The organism is Streptomyces sp. NBC_01306, from assembly GCF_026340465.1.
In the GTDB taxonomy this organism is placed as follows: Bacteria; Actinomycetota; Actinomycetes; order Streptomycetales; family Streptomycetaceae; genus Streptomyces.
Window position 1 is genome coordinate 293,391 of sequence record NZ_JAPEPC010000001.1, and the last position, 17,413, is coordinate 310,803.

Below are 17,413 nucleotides of genomic sequence, written 5' to 3' on the forward strand. Positions count from 1 at the left end.
CGCCTGAGCGCTCAGCCTAGTGGGTGATACGCGCAGACGCCGGAAGCTACGGGAGGACAGCGGCCTCGGTAGACTGCCGGCGGGGAAGTACAGCGGGGCGTTCAACCAGGGGCGTTCAACAGGGTCGTTCAACCAGGGGCGTTGAACAGGGGGCGGGGGCCATCCATGGCGACGGACACCAGCGAGGGCGCCCGGCCGGAAGCTCCGGCCGCTGCCGCCGGGCGCGGTCCGCGGTCCGGCCCTGTCCTGCCCCCCGCGGCCGTCCTCCGCTTCGCACCCGCCGTCTCCCCGCGCACGCTGCTCTCCCGGGCCCTGTCGGTGCCGCTCGCGCTCGGGCTCTCGCTCGTGCTGCCGCTGCTCGTCGCCGTACAGCCGGGTGACGGGGTCCACGACGCCGCGTACTGGCTCCAGCTCACCCTGACCGTGTACGCGGGGGCCAGGCTGTCCGGCATGGTGCTGACCAGCCACCGCAAGCTGCTCCAGGGGTCGTTCTGGCTCTTCGTCTATATGGCGATGGGGGTGGCGCCGCTGGCACAGGCGGTGCTCGGCAAGGTCCCCACGCCGGTGGTGGGGCCGCGCTCGGACGTGACGGAGGCCGTGGCGCTCGTCCTGATCGGGTGCGCGGCCTTCGACGTGGGGGCGCTGCTCGCCCGGCACCGGCCCGGGGGCAAGGGCCGTGGTGGGACGCGGCCCGCGCTGGTGCACCGCAGGCGGCTGTATCTGCTGGTCGTGGTGGCTTTCGTGTGCAGCGGGGCGCTCGTCGTCAAACTGGGCGGGCCCGCCGTCTTCTTCAGCAGCCGCCAGGAGATCATCGCCGGGATCGAGGAGGCGGGCATCTCGCAGGCCGACTCGCAGGCCGGTCAGGCCCTGCTGCGCGGCTTCGGTACGGTCCCCGCGCTCTTCGCGCTGCTCGCGTACACCCGCTGGCTCGTCACATCGCGGCGGGCCCGCAGGTCTCCCGCCGTGATCGGCGTCTGGTTCGCCCTGGCCGCGCTGAACACGGTGGTCAACAACCCGATCTCGAACCCGCGTTACTGGTTCCTGACCGTGCTGCTCGCGCTGTTGTTCACTCTCTTCCCGGTCAGCGCGGCGATGTACCGCTCGGCACTGAGCCTGGGCGTGGTGGTGGCGCTGGTGATCTTCCCGTTCGCCGACCGCTTCCGCTACGACGAGCAGAACTACCACCCGGTGGAAACCACTTCGGTGCTGGAGCCGCTGGCGCTCAAGGACTATGACCAGATCGGGATGTTCGCCAACACGATCACCTTCGAGCGGTCCGGGGTGGGCCATCTCTACGGCAAGCAGCTGGCCGGGTCCATCCTGTTCGCCGTTCCGCGCTCGGTGTGGCCGGGCAAGCCGCACGACACCGGTGTGATGGTCGGTGAGTGGATGGACGCGGTCAACACCAACCTCTCCTCGCCGATCTGGGCGGAGCTGTGGATCGACTTCGGTCCGGTCGGAATGACCCTGGGGCTGCTCGCGATGGGGTACGCGGCCGCCCGGGTGGACCGGAGATACGCCCGCCGCGCGATCCGGCGTACGCCTCCGGGCAGCCTGATCTCGCTCGTGGTGCCGCTCGTCGCGGGCTACTCGTTCATCCTGCTGCGCGGTCCGCTGCTCCAGGCGTCGGGGCGGGTGGCCATCGCGGTCATCTGCATCGCGATGGTCACCACCTACCGTCAGGACAGGGGCGCGGCGCTGCGCTGAGCGTCCCCGTCGGCGACCGGACCGGCCACCGGGCCCAGCCGTACGACCCGGGCCCAGGCGGCGACGGCCTTGAGCGCGGAGCCCGCCGCGAGCCCCCAGGCCGCCCCGATGGCGCCACCGAGCGGATAGCCGCCGAGCATCAGCGCCACGGAGACCAGCGAGAAGACCACCTGGAGCGACAGGGTCGCGCGCGGGCTGAGCACCCGGAGGGTGACCAGGGCGCAGGTCCCCAGCGCCATCACCGCGTACTGGCTGCCGGTGGCGGGCAGCAGCGCGGACGCCGACTGCCAGGTGGCGCCGAGGAGTTGGCGCCCCACCCGGTCGGGCAGGGCGTACAGGACCGCGGCCCAGCCGAAGCCCACCCCGGCCAGTACACAGCCCAGGACCGCGGCGGCTCGCGCGGTGGCGCGCCGGCCGCCCAGTCTGCCGAGTACCGGCGGGCCGAAGGCGTTGACCGAGTTGAACAGCACGTTGAGCGGGCCGAAGAGGGTGGTGGCGCCGCGCAGCGCGCCGACGGCCAGCGGGCTGGCGAAGAGGCCGAGGCCGAGGACCGCCAGCTGGCTGGAGGCGTTGCCGACGGCGAACTCGACGACGAACCGCATCCCGAGGTGGCCGCGCCGCAGATAGCGCCGTACCTGGGTGGTGGCGCCGCTCACCAGGGGCCGCAGCAGGAGCAGGCCGGCCAGCAGCGCCGGGACGGCGGAGAGCCCCCAGACGGCCACCAGCCGGGCGGGACCCGCGTGATGGGGCTGGAGGAGCAGCGCGGGCACCACGCAGAGCAGCCGCAGTACATCGGCGGCCAGCGCGCGGTGCGGCTGCTGGAGCGCGGAGAAGGAGTAGCGCAGCCCGTCCTGGAGCAGCACGAAGGGCAGGACAAGACCCAGCGCCAGGAAGGTGTGCCCGAGCCGGCCGCCGACGGCCGCCCCGCCCGCCGCCAGCAGCGCGCCGGCGGCGAGCGAGGCGCAGGCGGTGAAGGCGGCGGCCGAGCGGCACGCGGATGCGAGCGCCGTCCGGTCGCCGCGCTCCAGTACGACTGCCTGGCCGACGTACGACATGTTGAGTCCGAGCAGCACCGTGAACGTCAGATAGACCATCGAGAACGCCGCGAACCCGGCGGTGGTGGAGACCCGGGCCGCCATCACCAGGACCAGGATGTTGGTCAGGCTGGATGCGGCCTGGTCCAGCACCGAAGCGGCGACGACGGCCGAGCGTCTCACCGGTCTCCGGCGCGGATCGTGCCGAGGGCGACGGTGTCGTCCCCGGCGGGGACGCGTGGTGCCGCCGGGGGCGGTGCCGGAAGCTGCGGCGCCGGGCCCGGCGGCAGGGGTCTGCCCGATGCCCGGCTGCCTCCGCCCCGGTGCCCGGACTTGGCCGCGGTACGGCGGCCCGCCCTGCGGGAGGCCGCGTGGGTGACGGCGCCCAGTACGGTGCCGCCCGCGCCGGTGATCAGCTCCCGGATGCGGACGAGGTCGGCCCGGTGCACGGCACGCGGATCGCAGACGATCAGCACACCGTCCACCCGGTCGACCAGCGCCAGCGCGTCGGCGTAGGCAAGGACCGGCGGGGCCAGCACGACGACGGTCGCGTTCGGTGAGTCGGCCTCCTCGATCAGCCGGGTCACCCGGGCCGATGTGAGGGCGCGCGCCACATTCCGTACGCGCTCCCCCGGGATCAGGTCGAAGACCCCCGACTCGCCCGCGTCGACCTGGAGTTGCCGCGGGCCCGGCCAGCCGGACTCGTCGAAGTCGGGCGGCAGGCTCCACCCGGGGCGGCTGGGCGAGTTGGCGCGCAGCCGGGCGGTGAGGGACGGTGTGCGCAGGTCCGCCTCGACGAGCAGCACGTCCTTGCCGGTCTCGGCGAACGACGCGGCCAGGTTGGCCGCCACGGCCGCCGCCGCTTCGCTGTTGCCGCCGCGCGGAGCGGCGACGAGCAGCCGGCGGCGGTCGGCGAACCGCTGGTCGTAGGCGAGCCGGAAGGCCACGGAGCGGTACTCCTCGGCGAGGCGGGAGTCCGACTGGTCCACGGCGAGCAGCGGGCCGCCGTCGGCGACGCGCGGCAGGGTGCCGAGTACGGGGGCCCGCACCGCACGGGCGACGTCGCCCGACGAGCGGGGCGACGGGTCGAAGACCAGCCGGACCCAGGCGGCGAGCAGCCCGAGCGCGATACCGACGGCGCCGCCGACACCGAGCGAGACGATCAGCCCGAGACCGCTGGAGGCGGTCGGCGGCACGGCCTTGACGATGACGGTGCCGGCCGTCATGTCGAGCGCCTTGAGGCTGGCTATCTGGCTGTTGAGCGTGCCGACCTTGCTGAGCAGGTCGTCGTTGCGGGCCCGTGAGGAGTCGGGGGCCCCGCTGCCCTCGGCCGCCAGCTGCTTGGCCAGGTCGTTCTGCTCCTTGGCGATCGGGTTCAGCTGATTCTGGGACTTGGTGACCATGCTGTCCCGGAGATCGCCCCACTGCTTCTTCCGCAGATCGAGGTACGCCTTGGTGACGGCGTTGGCCCGGCGGGCCGCCTCCCCGGGCGAGGTCGTCGTGTAGGTGAAGTGGAGCACCATGGTCTGCGGCGGGTTGGTGACCTGGAGCCCGCGCTGGAAGGCGGCCAGCTGACTGTCGGGCAGGCCCAGGGCCTTGACGGCGACCTCGGCGACGCTGCTGCTGACCGCGGTCTGCCGCTCCGTGCCCATGTTGATGGTCTTGTCGACCGAAACGGCCGGATTGAAGGGGTCGTTGGTGGGGGCGCGCAGCCGGATGTCGCTGGCCGCCGCATAGCTCTCGGCGGATGTCACGCCGAGCCAGGCTCCGCCGAGCAGGCCGACCCCGATCCCCAGGCCGATGAGACGGCGGTAGCGCAGCAGTTGCCTGAACTGGTCCCTCAACAGGTCCGGTTCGTCGTCCCGCGCCGCGGAAGCATGCGTGTCCGTCACGTGTGTGGACCCCCCAAGGCCTCTTCGATCAGTGCGTCGATCCGCGCCAGTCCCGCGTCCCTCGACAAGTGGGACGCCACATGACGCGGCCCCTCAGCCCCCAGAGCATCGGCGGTCACCGGATCTGCGGCGAGTCTACGCACCGCGGCCAGCAGAGCGTCCGGATCCTCCGGGGAAACGAGCACCCCGGCCCCCGAGCGGAGCACTTCCTGAGCGGTGCCGCCCTCGGCGGCGACGGAGGCGATCACCGGCCGCCCCGACGCGAAGTACGAGGTCAGCTTGGAGGGGACGCTCATGTCGAGCACCGAGGCCCGCTGGGTGACCGCGAGGACGTCGGCCGCCGCGAGAATGTCCGGGAATTCACCGTCATCGGCGGGCGGCATGAACAGCAGATTGGGTACGTCGGCGGCGAGCGCGGCGAGCGTCCCGCGCTGGTTGCCGTCGCCCATCAGCACCACGCGCAGGGCCGGATCACGTCTGGCCGCCTCGACGAGGACGTCGAGCCCCTGTTTGAGCCCCATGTTCCCGGAGTGCAGGACGACGGTGTCGCCGTCGCGCCAGCCGAGCCGGGCCCGGCTCTCCGCGCGCGGGCGCGAAGGGCCCGGTATGTGGTTCCAGTTGGGCACGAGGCGGATCCGGCCGGGGTCGACGCCCATCGCCCGTACCTTCTCCACGAAGGTCTCGTGGATCACGCCCACCAGTGTGGCGCGGCGCAGGGCGTACGACTCGGCGCGCTCGGCCAGCGCTGCGGCGCGGTCCCCGCCGCGTATCCCGCTCTGCGCTGCCGCCGCCCCCATCAGGTCCTGCACCACGGGGACGTACGGCGCCTTCCAGCGGGCCGCGAGCCGGGCCCCGAGCACGCCGCCCGCGAGGCTGGGCATCTGTGCCAGCACGGCGTCCGGACGGCCGGTCCTGGGCGGCGCGGCCAGGCCGTGCAGCAGGATCGTGCCCTCGAAGAGCGCCCGCCGGACGGCGGTCTGCCGGGGCGGCACGGTGTGCCGTCTGCGGTGCACCCGTACGCCCTCGCGCTCCTCGGACCGGCGCCAGACACCGGCGTACGCCGGGTCCGTCGTCCAGGACGGGTAGTGCGGCATCCCGGTCAGTACATGTGTCTCGTGGCCACACCGCGCCCAGTGTTCGGCTATCTGTGTCGCATACGGGCCGATACCCGCGTGCTCCGGCGCGTAGTTGGTGGAAACCAGCAGCAGTCTGCGCCGGTTCGCGGCCGGTTCGTCGTTTCGTCGCGTCTGTGTCACGCGGCGGTCCTTTCCCCCCAGAGGTGAACCCGTTGGTTCACCCCGATCGTTCACTCAACCTGAACGGAATGTGCACGCTATCGTCAGTACCTTCCACCACGCCGGGGGGTGTGGTTCGCTGGGGGGTTCAGTCATGACAGCAGGCAAACGGCACCGGGTCGGATACGCACCCGGCGCTTACGATCTCTTCCATATCGGGCACCTCAACATCCTTCGTCACGCGCGCAGTCAGTGCGACTACCTGGTCGCCGGAGTGGTCTCCGACGAGATGGCCGAGCGGGCCAAGGGGCGCCGCCCGATGATCCCGCTCGTGGAGCGGCTGGAGATCGTCCGCAGCGTCAAGTACGTGGACGCGGCGTTCGTGGAGACCGTCGCGGACAAGGTCGAGACCTGGCGGCAGGTGCGGTTCGACGTCCTGTTCAAGGGCGACGACTGGCGGGGCACCGCGAAGGGCGAGAAGCTGGAGCGGGATTTCGCCGCGGTGGGTGTGGAGATCGTCTACTTCCCGTACACGGTGCACACGTCGAGTACGCAGCTGCGCCGGGCGCTCGACGTACTGGCCCAGCCCGAACCGCAGTTCAGCGCCGAACTGCGCTCAGTTCCCGGAACCACTTCATGAGGAAGGCGGCCAGGAACAGCGCGCTGACCGCACCGAGGACCGTATAGGCCCAGCGGAAGCCCGCACCGGCCCCTAGCAGCAGGAAGACCAGGCAGAAGATCCCGTGGTCGACCGGGAGCAGCGCGACCGCGCGCAGCCGCGACGGTGCCGCGGCCGGGCTGCCGGGGGCCGGCCGTGGGGTGAGCTTCTCGGTGAGCAGTCCGCCGAAGAAGGTGACGACGGCGGCGAACTGGAAGCCGAGCGGCACCAGCAGCCAGGCGTCGTCCGTCACCCCGAAGTGGCCGGGGTTACGGTAGAAGGCGATGAGTACGGCGGAGTGCAGTGCGGTGATCTTCGCGCAGTCCACGACATGGTCCAGCCACTCCCCCGCCGCGCTGCCGCCGCCGCGCAGCCGGGCCAGCTGACCGTCGGCAGAGTCGAAAGCGAACCCCACGGCGAGACCGGCCCACACGGCGACGCCCTGCCCCCAGGAGGGTTCGCCCAGCGCCACACCCGCCACGGCGGCGAAGCTGAACACCGCGCTCACCAGGGTCACCTGATTGGGGCTCAGCCCCAGGGCGTACGACCCGGCCGCCAGATAGCGGCCCACCGGGCGGTTCACATAGCGGGAGTAGAGCGACACCCCCTTGGCGGACTTCTGCGCCGTCCGCAGTTCGAGCAGCGCGGTACCCACGGATCCCATGGCCCCCCCAGGTCATCTGTGCACAAAGTGTGAACATCATCGCAGGTGTACGGCCACCTTCAAGACCACCCGGTTCATGGGCTCATGACAGCGGCAACTGCCCGTCCAGAGCGCGGGCGAGGTCCGGGGCGGTCCGTACCGAGGCGCCCCGGAGGAAAGCCGCGGTGTACGCCTCGTCCCCGATGGCCGCACGGGCGCTGCGCTCGCACTCCTCGCGTACGGGTCCGAGCTCCGGGGTGCCGCGCTGCGGGTGGCCGACGGTGCGCCAGAACGCCTGGCTCGTCCCGTAGACCAGGGCGGCCCGGTCACCGTCGCCCTGCGCCGCCACGGCGGCCGCGAGAACGTCCAGACCCAGGGCGATCCCGAAGGCGTCACCGATGTGCCGCTTGCCCATGAGCATCGACTGCGCATGGGCCGCCGCGTCGCCGGGCCGGCTCTGGAAGAGCGCGATCAGCGCGAGCTGGTACTCGGTGTAGGAGCGGGTCCACCAGTCGCCGGTCGCCACGCACGCCTCCCGCAACTCGGCTGCCAGAGCGTGTGCTTCGGCGAGCCGGCCGAGTCCGGTGAGCGCGAACACCTCGACGAGCCGGCACTTGCGGCGGGACGCCGAGTCCCGCGTCATGTCCGCGGAACCCGGCAGCCGCACCGCCACGGTGTGTGCGGCCGCCGGCCGGCCTGCCATGAGGTGGCTGAGGCCGAGGAGATAGGCGGCGGCGAGCGACTCCTCCGTGTCGTCCCCCGGTCGCGCTTGCGCGTCGCACTGGAGCCCCAGTTCGTGCGCCAGGTCGTGCTCACCCTGGAGCAGCGCGTTCACACCGAGCACCCACTGCGCCCGGCTCCGGACCGGCCCCCGCTCCGGGTGGCGGGCCAGGGCACGTTCCACGAAGCTGCGCAGCTCGTGCAGATGGCCGCAGCAGCTCCAGTAGAAGCCGATCAGGCCGACCAGTTCGAGTGCGCGTCCGGGGTCGGTGACCAGCAGCTGTTCCAGCGCGGTACAGAGGTCGATGTGTGCGTCGGCGACCCGCCGGTACCACTCGCTCTGTTGCGGACCGGACCAGCCGGCGTCGGCGTCACGCGCGAGGGCCAGACAGTACGCGGCGTGGCGCTCGGCCAGTTCCCCGCCCTCACCCAGCTCCGCGAGCCACATCCGGCCGTACTCCCGCACGGTGTCGAGCATGCGGTACCGCGAGCCGTCCCGGCCGACGACGGATTTCTCGGTCAGCCCCCGCAGCGCACGGCCGACGCCGTCCGGGGAGAGCGGCCCGCCGGAGCAGACGGCACGTGCGGACTCGGCGTCGAAGGGGCCGCGGAAGACGGACAGCCGCGCCCAGAGGAGCCGTTCCAGCGGTTCGCACAGTTCGTGGCTCCAGCCGATCGCGGTCCGCAGGGTCCGGTGCCTCAGCGCCCCCGGCCGCCCGCTCAGCACCAGTGTCTCGAAGCGGGAGCTCAGCCTCTCGGCCACCTTCTCCACCGAGCTGTCCCGCAGTTGCGCGACGGCGAGTTCCAGCGCCAGCGGGATACCTTCGAGCTGTCGGCAGATCCGGTCGGCCGCGGCGGCCGCGCCCGGATCCGCCAGCGAGAGACCGGGCACAGCGTGCCCGGCCCGCTCGGTGAAGAGCGCGAGCGCTGTCCGCTCGCCCCCGACGGACAGCGGTTCGATCTCGACCACCCGCTCACCGCCGACTCCCAGCGCCTGCCTGCTGGTCGCCAGCACCGTGAGTCCGGGGGCCGCGGTGAGGAGATCGCCCACCAGACTGCGGCAGGGCCCGACCAGGTGTTCGCAGGAGTCGAGCACCAGCAGCCCCTGTTTGTCGGAGAGCCATTCGCAGAGCGCTTCCGCCTGACTGCGCGTCGTGTGGTCGGAGAGTCCGACGGCGTCGCAGACGGTGGGCAGCAGCAGCTGCTCGCCGGAGAGCGGCGAGAGGTCCGCCCACCAGGCGCCGTCCGGCCAGTCCGGTGCCGCACGGCCCGCCGCGCGGAGCGCGACACGGGTCTTGCCCACCCCGCCGATCCCGGTCAGCGTGATCAGCCGGTGCCCCGCGAGAGCGTTCCGGAGATGGTCCAACTCGTTCTTTCGTCCCACGAGAGTCGTGGCCTCGCGAGGAAGGTAGCCCGCCACCGGAACAGTCTCGCCTACTTCGCGCGTCGTCGGCACCACGGGGCGCAGCCCTCCTGACGGCCCGGGGACACGGTTCGGACACACACGGTTCGGACACAGGCGTCGTGGGCGAACACCGTCTCGGCACAGCGGCGTTGAGGCACCGCCGCCGCACCGCGTCGGTGCTCGACAACGCCGGTGAAGTGAAGGAAGTTGTGGTGGACGGCGCCGCCCGCCGCGGCGCAGCCGTCCTCGGCACGCCGCAACCGCACAGCTTCACCGCACATCCAGGAGCCGGGAGCCCCAGTGAACTCAGCACGCCGCACAGGCATTTGCCGCGGAGTACGACGGCTGACCGGGGCCGCCCTCGCCGCTGCGGCGCTCGCCGTCTCGGCCACGGCAGCCGGCCTCACGCCTGCGGCGGCGGCCGGCGGAGGCACGGCGGGCGGGGCCCGCCAGGTGTATGTGGCGCTGGGCGACTCGATGGCAGCGGCGCCGTTCGTCCCGCACCGCACCGGTCCCGCCGCCTGCGGACGCTCGACCCGCAACTACCCGCACCGGCTGGCCGCCCGGCTCAGGGCCGCCGTCTTCCGCGACGTCACCTGCAGCGGCGCGCAGACCGGCGACATGACCGCACCGCAGCGGCTCTCCGTACTCGGCGTGGCCGCGGGCACCGCGCCGCCCCAGGTCGACGCCCTGACCCCCGGCACCACGCTGGTGACCCTGACCATCGGCGGCAACGACGCCGGTCTGGTCGGCGTCGCGGGCAGCTGCGTCCGGCTGAGCTCGCTCGGCGGGTACTGCCAGGACACGTACAGCAGGTCCGGGGTGGACGAGGAGGCGGCCCGCATCGACGGCCTGGGCCCGAAGCTCGCGACCGTACTCGACGCCATTCACCGTCGCTCCCCGGCGGCCAGGGTGCTGGTCACCGGGTACGGGGACTACCTCAGGCCGGGCGGCTGCTGGCCGGCCGTGCCGCTGCTCGCCGGCGATGCGGACTGGCTCCAGGGCAGCATCGACCGGATGAACCGGGTGATCGCCGCGACGTCGGCCGCGCACCGCGCCGAGTACGTCGACGTCCGCACCCCGAGCGAGGGGCACGACGCCTGCCGGGCGCCCCGTGCCAAGTGGGTGGAGGGCTTCGTACCCACCGCGCCGGCGGCGCCGCTGCACCCCAACGCGCGGGGCGAGCAGGCGTACGCGGACGTCATCCACGCCCGGCTGGCGGACTGACCGGGGCTGACGAGGACTGACGGGGGCTGACGGGCGGCGACGGCCGGGCGGCCACCGGCCGGGATCCTGAGCCACTGGCTGTCACACAGGTCCATCGTCCATACTGCGCACCGTGGAACAGCACATAGGTCCGAAGAGCCCGCCTCCCGTGCACGCCGCCGCGACCGATCCGGCGTACGTCCCGGGCCTCATGCCGCCGCGCGCCGACACACAGGCCGCCGAGTCACCGGAACCTGCGGACGGGGAAACCCCCGAGCGTACGGAGGGATCCGCCGATACCGCGCCGCCGCAGGAGCCGGCCGGGGACGGCGCTCCGGGCGGAGCGGCTGCGCCGGAGAGCGCCGCCGCGCCCACTGAGCCGACGGAGGCCGGTGCCGACGCCGCGGAGCACGAGAGTTCCGGACCGGAGGACGCCGGGCGCGAGGGCGATACCGAAGCCGGAGAAGACGACGGAGCTGACCCGGCTTTCGAGGTCGCCGACCGCCGTTCGGTGATCATCGCGAACCGTGCGGGCATGGTGCTCCGGCTGGACGACCAGGAGGCCGAGTTCGACTGGAGCGAGATCGGCGCCGTCGAGTTCGAGACCGCCAAGTACCGGCGCCGTCTGACCGTCTTCGTCCATATGCCGAACCGCCACACCTACCAGGCCGATGTCACGGCGTCCGGCCGGGACCAGCTCAAGGAATGGTCGGCGCAGCTCGATACGGTCCTGGACAGGTATTTCGAGGAGTGAGCCGGGGCCCTGTCCCGCGCCTCCCGCACCCGGGTTCCGGCACCGCCGGCACGTACGAGAACCGCACCCCGGTCCCCACGTCCTGACCTGTCCGCCGCCCCGTCTCCCGGACAGGTGCGTCCGTTCGGCTGGGACCGGGCGGGGCGGCTTGGGGATGCCCCTCCTAACCGATATGCATGTGCTTGCCCATGTAGTCGTCGAATTAGGAGTCTTCATGCGTCTTCGCAGCATGCTCGTCGCCAGCGCCTTCGCCGCCTCCGCGGTGCTGGGCGGCGCCGCGTCCGCCTCGGCCCTCGACTGGGGTCACGGCCACGAGCACCACCACCACCACGGCATCGCCGCCGCGGGCGCCTTCCACGAGGAGAAGAGCGGCATCTTCTACCACAACATCGGAGGTCCGGCGGGTATCACGCACGCCGGGGCCTTCAAGGAAGAGCGCGCGGGCTGGTTCGCATTCATGGCTCACTGATCCGAGTCCCTGCCGCCCCCGGTACCGCACAGTCGCGGTACCGGGGGCGGCGGTCTGTCCGGACGGCGGCGGGGCGGGCTGCCGGGCCGATCCGGACGAGAGGTTCTAGGCGCGCGAGGCGCGCAGCCCCTTGGGCACAAGGAGTCGCTGGATCAGTGCGATCAGCCCGTCGGCGGCGAGCGCCAGGGCCGCCACCCACAGTGCGGCGGCGATCACCCCTTCCAGCCCGTAGTTGGCCTGGCCGAGGACGATGTCCCCCAGACCGCCGCCGCCGGCCACCGTGGCCAGGGTCGCGGCGGAGATGACGTACACCACCGCGATCCGGATGCCGGAGAAGAGCAGCGGGAGGGCCAGCGGCAGCTCCACCTTGAGAAGGACCTGGAGAGGTGTGAGGCCCATACCGCGTGCGGCTCGGACGGTGTCCGGGTCGACCTGGTCCACGGCCAGATACGCCTGGCTGAGGATCGGGGGGATGGCGGTGATCAGCAGCGCGACGGCGATGTTGACGAAGTTGAGGCCGAAGATGCCGAGGCCGATCGCGATGACCGCGAGGTTGGGCAGGGCGCGGCCCACGTTGGAGATGCTGGTGGTGACGAACTCACCGCGGTGCAGATGCCCGAGCCACAGACCGACGGGTACCGCGACCACCAGCGAGACGGCGATCACGATCGCGCACATCCAGATGTGCTGCCCGGTCTTCTCCAGCATCAGCGACAGCCGATCGTGCATGAAGGTGAACGATCCGACGAAGGTGTCCATTTACGCGGCCTTCCTGCTCCGGGCCCACGGTGTGAGCAGCCGTCCGGCGAGTACCAGCAGTCCGTCGGCGGCCAGCGCCAGGATGACCGCGAGTGCGCCCGCGCCGATGAACTGGGTGTTGAACGGCGACTGCAGCGCCTTGAGGATGAGCGAGCCAAGGCCGGAGTCGATGACGTAGGCCGCGATGGCGACCGTCCCGATGGTCATCACCGTCGTGACCCGCAGTCCGGAGATGAGGGACGGCAGGGACATCGGCAGTTCGACCTTGAACAGGATCTGCCGCCGGGTCAGGCCCATGCCCCGCGCCGCCCGCACCGCGTCCTCGGGGACTTCGCGCAGCCCGGTGAGGATGGTGGTGAAGAGCAGATAGAGGCTGTACGCGATGAGCGCGATCTCCACGGTGAGCACGGAGAACCCGGTGACCGGGACGAGGAGTTGGAAGAGCGCCAGCGGCGGCACCGTGTAGAGGAACGACGAGAGGGCGGAGGCCGGCATCGCGAACCACCCCTGGAAATGGGCGAGTACGGCCATCAGGAAGGCGATGACGAAGCCGGCCACGACCGCGATCACGGTGAGTTCGATGTGCTGGACCAGCGCGGGCCAGAAGAGATTCGACCAGTGCGCGGTGAACCAGTCCAAGCAGAAGGTGGAGTTGTTCGCCACGCAGGCGCTGGGGCTCCCGTAGTCCGGGATGACGGGTGCTGCGCTCATGCCGCGCCCGCCTTCCGTACGGCGTCCATCGACGCGGTGCCGATGACGGCTCCGCCGTCTCCGGTGACCCGTACGGCGTCGGCGCCCTCGGCCACCATCAGGGAGAGCGCGGAGCGGAGCGTGGCCTCGCCCGGGAGGACGGGCAGCTCGCCGGTGCCGGTGTCCGGGGCCCGGGTGAGCTCCAGATCGCTGAGCCGGACCAGGGACAGCCGTTTCAGTCCGCGGTCGGCGCCGAGGAAGCGGGCGACGAACTCGTCGGCCGGCTTCTTCAGCAGGGCCCGGGGCGAGTCGTACTGCGCGAGCCTGCCGCCCTCCCGGAGGATCGCGACCCGGTCGCCCATCTTCACGGCCTCGTCGATGTCGTGGCTCACGAAGATCACGGTCTTGCGGATGCGCTCGTGCAGGGCCAGGAACTCGTCCTGGACGTGTTCGCGGGTGATGGGGTCGAGCGCGCCGAACGGCTCGTCCATCAGCATGACCGGCGGGTCGGCCGCGAGGGCGCGGGCGATGCCGACGCGCTGGCGCTGGCCGCCGGACAGCTGGGTGGGGTAGCGCGAGCCGTACTCGCCGACCGGCAGGCCGACCAGGTCGAGCAGCTCGGCCACCCGGTCCTTGGTGCGTTTCCGGTCCCAGCCGAGGACTTTGGGGACGGTGGCGATGTTCGCCGCGATCGACAGATGGGGGAAGAGCCCTGTCTGCTGGATGACGTAGCCGATCGAGCGGCGCAGCTGGATGGGGTCGAGATCGCGGATGGAGCGACCGCCGATGCGTATGTCGCCGCCGGTCGGCTCGGCGAGCCGGTTCACCATCATCAGCGCGGTGGTCTTGCCGCTGCCGGACGGGCCGAGCAGCACGCAGATCTCCCCCGCGGGCACGGTCAGCGACAGGTCGTCGACCGCGGGCGACGCGGAGTTGGGGTACGTCTTGACCACGTGGTCGAAGACGATCTCCTGCGCGGAGGTGGAGATTTTATGGCTTTCCTGGCTCATTGGGGGCTTTTTCTCCTGGAGGGCGACGGAAGGTCGCGGATGGGTGGCGGGACGCCGCCGCGGACGTCGCGGGGCGGCTGCCTGCGTCAGCTGATGTCGTTGGCCTTCAGGAACTTGGCCGCGACTTCGGAGGGGGCGAGCCGTACGGTGTCGACCGCCCGGTTCATCTCGCGTACCGCCTGGTCAGTGAGGAGCGCGTCCACCTTGTTCAACGTCCTGGCGAATTCCGGTCCCTGTTTCTCCTGCACGCCCTTGCGTACGACGGGGGCCACGTTCTGGAAGCCGTAGTAGCCCTTCGTGTCGTCGAGAAGGGTGTAGCCGCCGCGGGCGAGTTGCGGGTCGGTGGTGAAGACGTCGGCCGCCTCGACCTGTCCGTGGTCGAGGGCGGAGTACTGCAGACCGATGTTGAGGGTCTTCACCTCGGTGTTGTGCAGCCCGTAGGCCTTCACCATGTCGCGGTAGCCGAGCGCGCCCTCCATGTTGTCCGGGTACTCGGCGAAGACGACATGGCCCGCCTTCTTCAGATCGCTGATGGTCCTGAGCCCGTGTTTCTTGGCGAAGGCGGGCTTGACGGCGATCGCGTCGCGGTTCTGGAAGGGGGTCGGGGGCAGCATCGTCAGCCCGCGGGTCTCCTCGTAGGCCTTGGCCTGCTGGAAGGTCGCGGCGGCGGAGTGCGGCACCGTCCTGCTCCGGGCCAGGACCTGGAGGATGACCCCGGTGTACTCGGGGTACAGGTCGATCTGACCGGATGTGAGCGCCCCGTCGATGACGGTCGTGCTGCCGATGTTCGACTTCAGCTCGACGTTGTATCCGGCGTGGGTCAGCGCCTGCTTGTACAGCTCACCGATGATCCACTGCTCGGTGAACTCCTTCGCCCCGATGACCACGGTGGGCTTGCCGGTGGTCTCGGAGACGGCGCTGCAGCCCGAAAGGGCGGCGAGGGACACCAGGGCCAGACAGCCGGCCAGGGCCCGCGAGGAGCGGCGGGCCGGCGGGCGCCGCAGGGGCCGGCGGCCGGTCGCCGGGGCCGCGTTCGCCATGGGGGCCGCTGGAGCCGGGGTGAGTGCCGCAGGGGTGCGGCGCAGGCGCCTCACACCTGGTCCCGGGGGACGCTGAAGGACCAGGTACGGCTGAAGATCTCGCGCTCGTCGTCGCCCGAGCCCTCGAACGCGGACAGCTGGTTGACCACGCAGAAGTCCGTGGCGTCGGCGGTCATCCGGGACCGGGTGCTGATGCGCGTCGCCCAGTCGCCCCGGCTGATGGACTCCTCGCGCTCGCTCTCCACCGCCGCGGAGAGCGGGTCGCCCTCGACCAGCCGGAAGCGGTTGAGGTCGCTGCCGGTACGGGTGAGTCCGTCGGCCCGGTCGGTCATGGTGCCATCGGCCGGGGTGGTGACGATGACCTGCTCCCCGGTCTCGTAGTCGTAGCTGACCCGCCTGTCACCGGGTATCGCCGTCAGCTCGATGCTGTGCGGCGGGACGTCGAGCGGCGGTCCGTACGGGCGCAGCCCGGCCTCATCGGCGGGGCGGGGCGCGCGTACCGGCAGGGTCAGCTCGCCGTGTGCCGTGTCGAGTTCCAGCGCCACCTGCTCGGGCGAGGGCCAGATCCAGGGCCACAACGAGGCGGAGACGGAGACCCGGACGCGGTTGCCGGCGGCGAAGGCGTGGCCGATGGCGAACAGTGGTACCGCCACCTCGTAGGCGCGGCCCGGTTCCAGCGGGCGCGGGTCGGTGTGCCCGTCCCGGTGGGTGAGGTTGAGGAAGCCGGTGGTGACCAGCTTGGAACTGCCGTCGGGCCAGACCTCGCAGAGCCGCACGGCGAGCTGCGCCTGCGGCCGGTCGCTGGTGACCCGCAGGGTCACCTCGGGGGCGCCGAGGATCTCAAGACGTTCGGTGAGGGCGGGACCGGTGAAGGTCTGCGAGCGGCCGTCGTCGGCGGCCTGGTCCCCGTACTGCCCCGGTATGTCGCCGAACTTGAGGAAGTCGCCGCCGGATGCGCCGATCGCGAGCGGCGAACGCAGGACGGCCGTGCCCCGGCCGCCGCCGAGCGTGCTGAGCGGGATGACCGACGCCTCGACGCCGGGGGCCGGCCAGGAGGGTTCGGCGACCCAGCGGCCGGGGCGCTCCTCGCGGTCTGCACCGACCGGGCTCGGGTCGGGTATCCAGGCCCGCAGGGCGGGTTCGTCCATGATGCCGTTGTCGGCGCCGCCCATCCAGTGGTCGAACCAGCGCACGCACTCGCCCTGGAAGTCCATGGCGGGGCCGGGCTCGGCCTGGTGGGGGTAGGTGTGCGCCCAGGGACCGAGCATGGCCTTGGCCGGTACCCGCAGGTTCTCCATGAGGCGGAAGACGGCGCCGCGGTACGGGTCGAGCCAGCCGCCGACCGCGTAGACCGGCACCTTGATGGCCGAGTAGTCCTCGCAGACGGAACCGTGCTGCCAGTAGGCGTCCCGGCGCTGGTGGGCCAGCCACTCCTCGGCGTACGGGACGGTCCGCTCCAGCCGGTCCAGCCACTCGTCGCGCCAGGATTCACCGAGCACGGCGGGGTCGGACGGGCGGGCGTTGTACGCGAGCATCGTCGCGGCCCAGGGCAGCATCTCGGAGGCGAGCAGGGAGCCGCCCGCGTAGTGCACGTCGTCGGCGTACCGGTCGTCCGTCGAGCAGACGGTGACGATGCAGCGCAGCTGGGGCGGCTGGAGGGCGGCTATCTGGAGGCCGTTGAAGCCGCCCCAGGACTTGCCGATGATCCCGACCTGGCCGTCCGACCAGTCCTGCTGTTCGATCCAGGCGAGGACTTCGAGCGCGTCGGAGAGCTCGGTGGCGTGGTACTCGTCGAGCATGATGCCGCTGGAGTCACCGCTGCCCCGGCAGTCCACCCGCACCGCGGCGTAACCGGCCCGGGCGAACTGGCCGTGCAGCGTCACGTCGCGCGGAGCCGTCCCGTCGTTCTTCCGGTACGGGATGTACTCCAGGACCGCTGGGACCGGCCCTTCGGCGTCGGCGGGAAGCCAGATCCGGGCGGCGAGACGGGTGCCGTCCTCAAGGGGAATCCAGACATGGCGCAGGACGCGTACGGGATGCTGTGCGGGGGTTGGGGTGGTGGCAGTGCTCATGTTTCGGCACCTTAGAGGAGCCTCACATTCCGTTTGTCCTGAGTGCCCGTGTATACCTGGGTTGTTCAACCGTGAACAAAAGCACAGGCATAGGGCAGCTCATTGTGGGTAAACACCCC

15 protein-coding genes are annotated in these 17,413 nt (G+C 71.6%); 5 read left to right on the forward strand and 10 right to left on the reverse strand.

Annotation, left to right across the window (positions count from 1 at the left end; translation table 11 throughout):
* The first annotated feature begins 165 nt into the window (after positions 1 to 165).
* A complete protein-coding gene (locus OG385_RS01200) occupies positions 166 to 1,707 on the forward strand; it encodes a hypothetical protein (protein WP_266851005.1) in 1,542 nt (513 codons plus the stop codon).
* Here OG385_RS01200 and OG385_RS01205 read toward each other — a convergent pair.
* Genes OG385_RS01205 through OG385_RS01215 form a run of 3 tightly spaced genes read right to left on the reverse strand, consistent with a single transcriptional unit; the run spans position 1,680 to position 5,835 of the window.
* Entirely contained in the window at positions 1,680 to 2,924 is a 1,245-nt protein-coding gene (locus OG385_RS01205) for a hypothetical protein (protein WP_266851006.1), read from the reverse strand. The two genes, OG385_RS01200 and OG385_RS01205, sit on opposite strands and share 28 nt — an antisense overlap.
* Positions 2,921 to 4,633 carry a lipopolysaccharide biosynthesis protein gene (locus OG385_RS01210; RefSeq protein WP_266851008.1) on the reverse strand — a complete coding sequence of 571 codons (1,713 nt, stop codon included), beginning with the start codon at positions 4,631 to 4,633 and terminating at the stop codon, positions 2,921 to 2,923. The genes OG385_RS01205 and OG385_RS01210 overlap by 4 nt, the downstream gene beginning before the upstream one ends.
* Positions 4,630 to 5,835, reverse strand: a complete 1,206-nt coding sequence (locus tag OG385_RS01215; protein WP_266860543.1) for a glycosyltransferase family 4 protein — start codon at positions 5,833 to 5,835, stop codon at positions 4,630 to 4,632. Before OG385_RS01215 ends, OG385_RS01210 begins: the two co-directional genes overlap by 4 nt.
* A gap of 187 nt (positions 5,836 to 6,022) precedes the next feature.
* Here OG385_RS01215 and OG385_RS01220 point away from each other — a divergent pair, with 187 nt between their 5' ends.
* Positions 6,023 to 6,508, forward strand: coding sequence for an adenylyltransferase/cytidyltransferase family protein (locus OG385_RS01220; RefSeq protein WP_266851009.1), 486 nt, complete (start codon positions 6,023 to 6,025; stop codon positions 6,506 to 6,508).
* Here OG385_RS01220 and OG385_RS01225 read toward each other — a convergent pair.
* Together OG385_RS01225 and OG385_RS01230 are read right to left on the reverse strand one after the other, a co-directional pair.
* Complete coding sequence (locus OG385_RS01225) at positions 6,468 to 7,190, reverse strand: CDP-alcohol phosphatidyltransferase family protein (RefSeq protein ID WP_266851011.1); 723 nt, start codon at positions 7,188 to 7,190, stop codon at positions 6,468 to 6,470. The two genes, OG385_RS01220 and OG385_RS01225, sit on opposite strands and share 41 nt — an antisense overlap.
* Positions 7,191 to 7,272: 82 nt before the next feature.
* A complete protein-coding gene (locus OG385_RS01230; RefSeq protein WP_266851013.1) occupies positions 7,273 to 9,309 on the reverse strand; it encodes a regulator in 2,037 nt (678 codons plus the stop codon).
* 285 nt (positions 9,310 to 9,594) lie between these two features.
* Here OG385_RS01230 and OG385_RS01235 point away from each other — a divergent pair, with 285 nt between their 5' ends.
* From OG385_RS01235 to OG385_RS01245, 3 genes are all read left to right on the forward strand, one after another.
* Positions 9,595 to 10,521 (forward strand): SGNH/GDSL hydrolase family protein, encoded by a 927-nt coding sequence (locus tag OG385_RS01235; protein WP_266851014.1) that lies wholly within the window; start codon positions 9,595 to 9,597, stop codon positions 10,519 to 10,521.
* 112 nt (positions 10,522 to 10,633) lie between these two features.
* A complete protein-coding gene (locus OG385_RS01240; RefSeq protein ID WP_266851016.1) occupies positions 10,634 to 11,254 on the forward strand; it encodes a hypothetical protein in 621 nt (206 codons plus the stop codon).
* A gap of 214 nt (positions 11,255 to 11,468) precedes the next feature.
* Entirely contained in the window at positions 11,469 to 11,723 is a 255-nt protein-coding gene (locus OG385_RS01245; protein WP_266851017.1) for a hypothetical protein, read from the forward strand.
* Positions 11,724 to 11,828: 105 nt separating this feature from the next.
* Here the strand turns inward: OG385_RS01245 and OG385_RS01250 are convergent, their stop codons facing one another.
* The 5 genes from OG385_RS01250 to OG385_RS01270 all read right to left on the reverse strand — a co-directional run bounded on the left by OG385_RS01250 (position 11,829) and on the right by OG385_RS01270 (position 17,294).
* On the reverse strand, positions 11,829 to 12,482 hold the full coding sequence (locus OG385_RS01250; RefSeq protein ID WP_266851019.1) for an ABC transporter permease: 654 nt from the start codon (positions 12,480 to 12,482) through the stop codon (positions 11,829 to 11,831).
* Complete coding sequence (locus OG385_RS01255) at positions 12,483 to 13,193, reverse strand: ABC transporter permease (RefSeq protein ID WP_266851020.1); 711 nt, start codon at positions 13,191 to 13,193, stop codon at positions 12,483 to 12,485.
* Positions 13,190 to 14,182 carry an ABC transporter ATP-binding protein gene (locus OG385_RS01260; RefSeq protein ID WP_266851022.1) on the reverse strand — a complete coding sequence of 331 codons (993 nt, stop codon included), beginning with the start codon at positions 14,180 to 14,182 and terminating at the stop codon, positions 13,190 to 13,192. The genes OG385_RS01255 and OG385_RS01260 overlap by 4 nt, the downstream gene beginning before the upstream one ends.
* An 86-nt stretch (positions 14,183 to 14,268) precedes the next feature.
* On the reverse strand, positions 14,269 to 15,222 hold the full coding sequence (locus OG385_RS01265; RefSeq protein WP_266851023.1) for a glycine betaine ABC transporter substrate-binding protein: 954 nt from the start codon (positions 15,220 to 15,222) through the stop codon (positions 14,269 to 14,271).
* Positions 15,223 to 15,272: 50 nt separating this feature from the next.
* Positions 15,273 to 17,294 carry a CocE/NonD family hydrolase gene (locus OG385_RS01270; RefSeq protein WP_266851025.1) on the reverse strand — a complete coding sequence of 674 codons (2,022 nt, stop codon included), beginning with the start codon at positions 17,292 to 17,294 and terminating at the stop codon, positions 15,273 to 15,275.
* Positions 17,295 to 17,413: the final 119 nt, after the last annotated feature.

Coding starts and splice junctions, on each gene's coding strand:
- OG385_RS01255 (WP_266851020.1), bottom strand. CDS start 13,193: ATGAGCGCAGCACCCGTCATCCCGGACTACGGGAGCCCCAGCGCCTGC.
- OG385_RS01220 (WP_266851009.1), top strand. CDS start 6,023: ATGACAGCAGGCAAACGGCACCGGGTCGGATACGCACCCGGCGCTTAC.
- OG385_RS01250 (WP_266851019.1), bottom strand. CDS start 12,482: ATGGACACCTTCGTCGGATCGTTCACCTTCATGCACGATCGGCTGTCG.
- OG385_RS01245 (WP_266851017.1), top strand. CDS start 11,469: ATGCGTCTTCGCAGCATGCTCGTCGCCAGCGCCTTCGCCGCCTCCGCG.
- OG385_RS01265 (WP_266851023.1), bottom strand. CDS start 15,222: ATGGCGAACGCGGCCCCGGCGACCGGCCGCCGGCCCCTGCGGCGCCCG.
- OG385_RS01225 (WP_266851011.1), bottom strand. CDS start 7,190: ATGGGATCCGTGGGTACCGCGCTGCTCGAACTGCGGACGGCGCAGAAG.
- OG385_RS01270 (WP_266851025.1), bottom strand. CDS start 17,294: ATGAGCACTGCCACCACCCCAACCCCCGCACAGCATCCCGTACGCGTC.
- OG385_RS01260 (WP_266851022.1), bottom strand. CDS start 14,182: ATGAGCCAGGAAAGCCATAAAATCTCCACCTCCGCGCAGGAGATCGTC.
- OG385_RS01200 (WP_266851005.1), top strand. CDS start 166: ATGGCGACGGACACCAGCGAGGGCGCCCGGCCGGAAGCTCCGGCCGCT.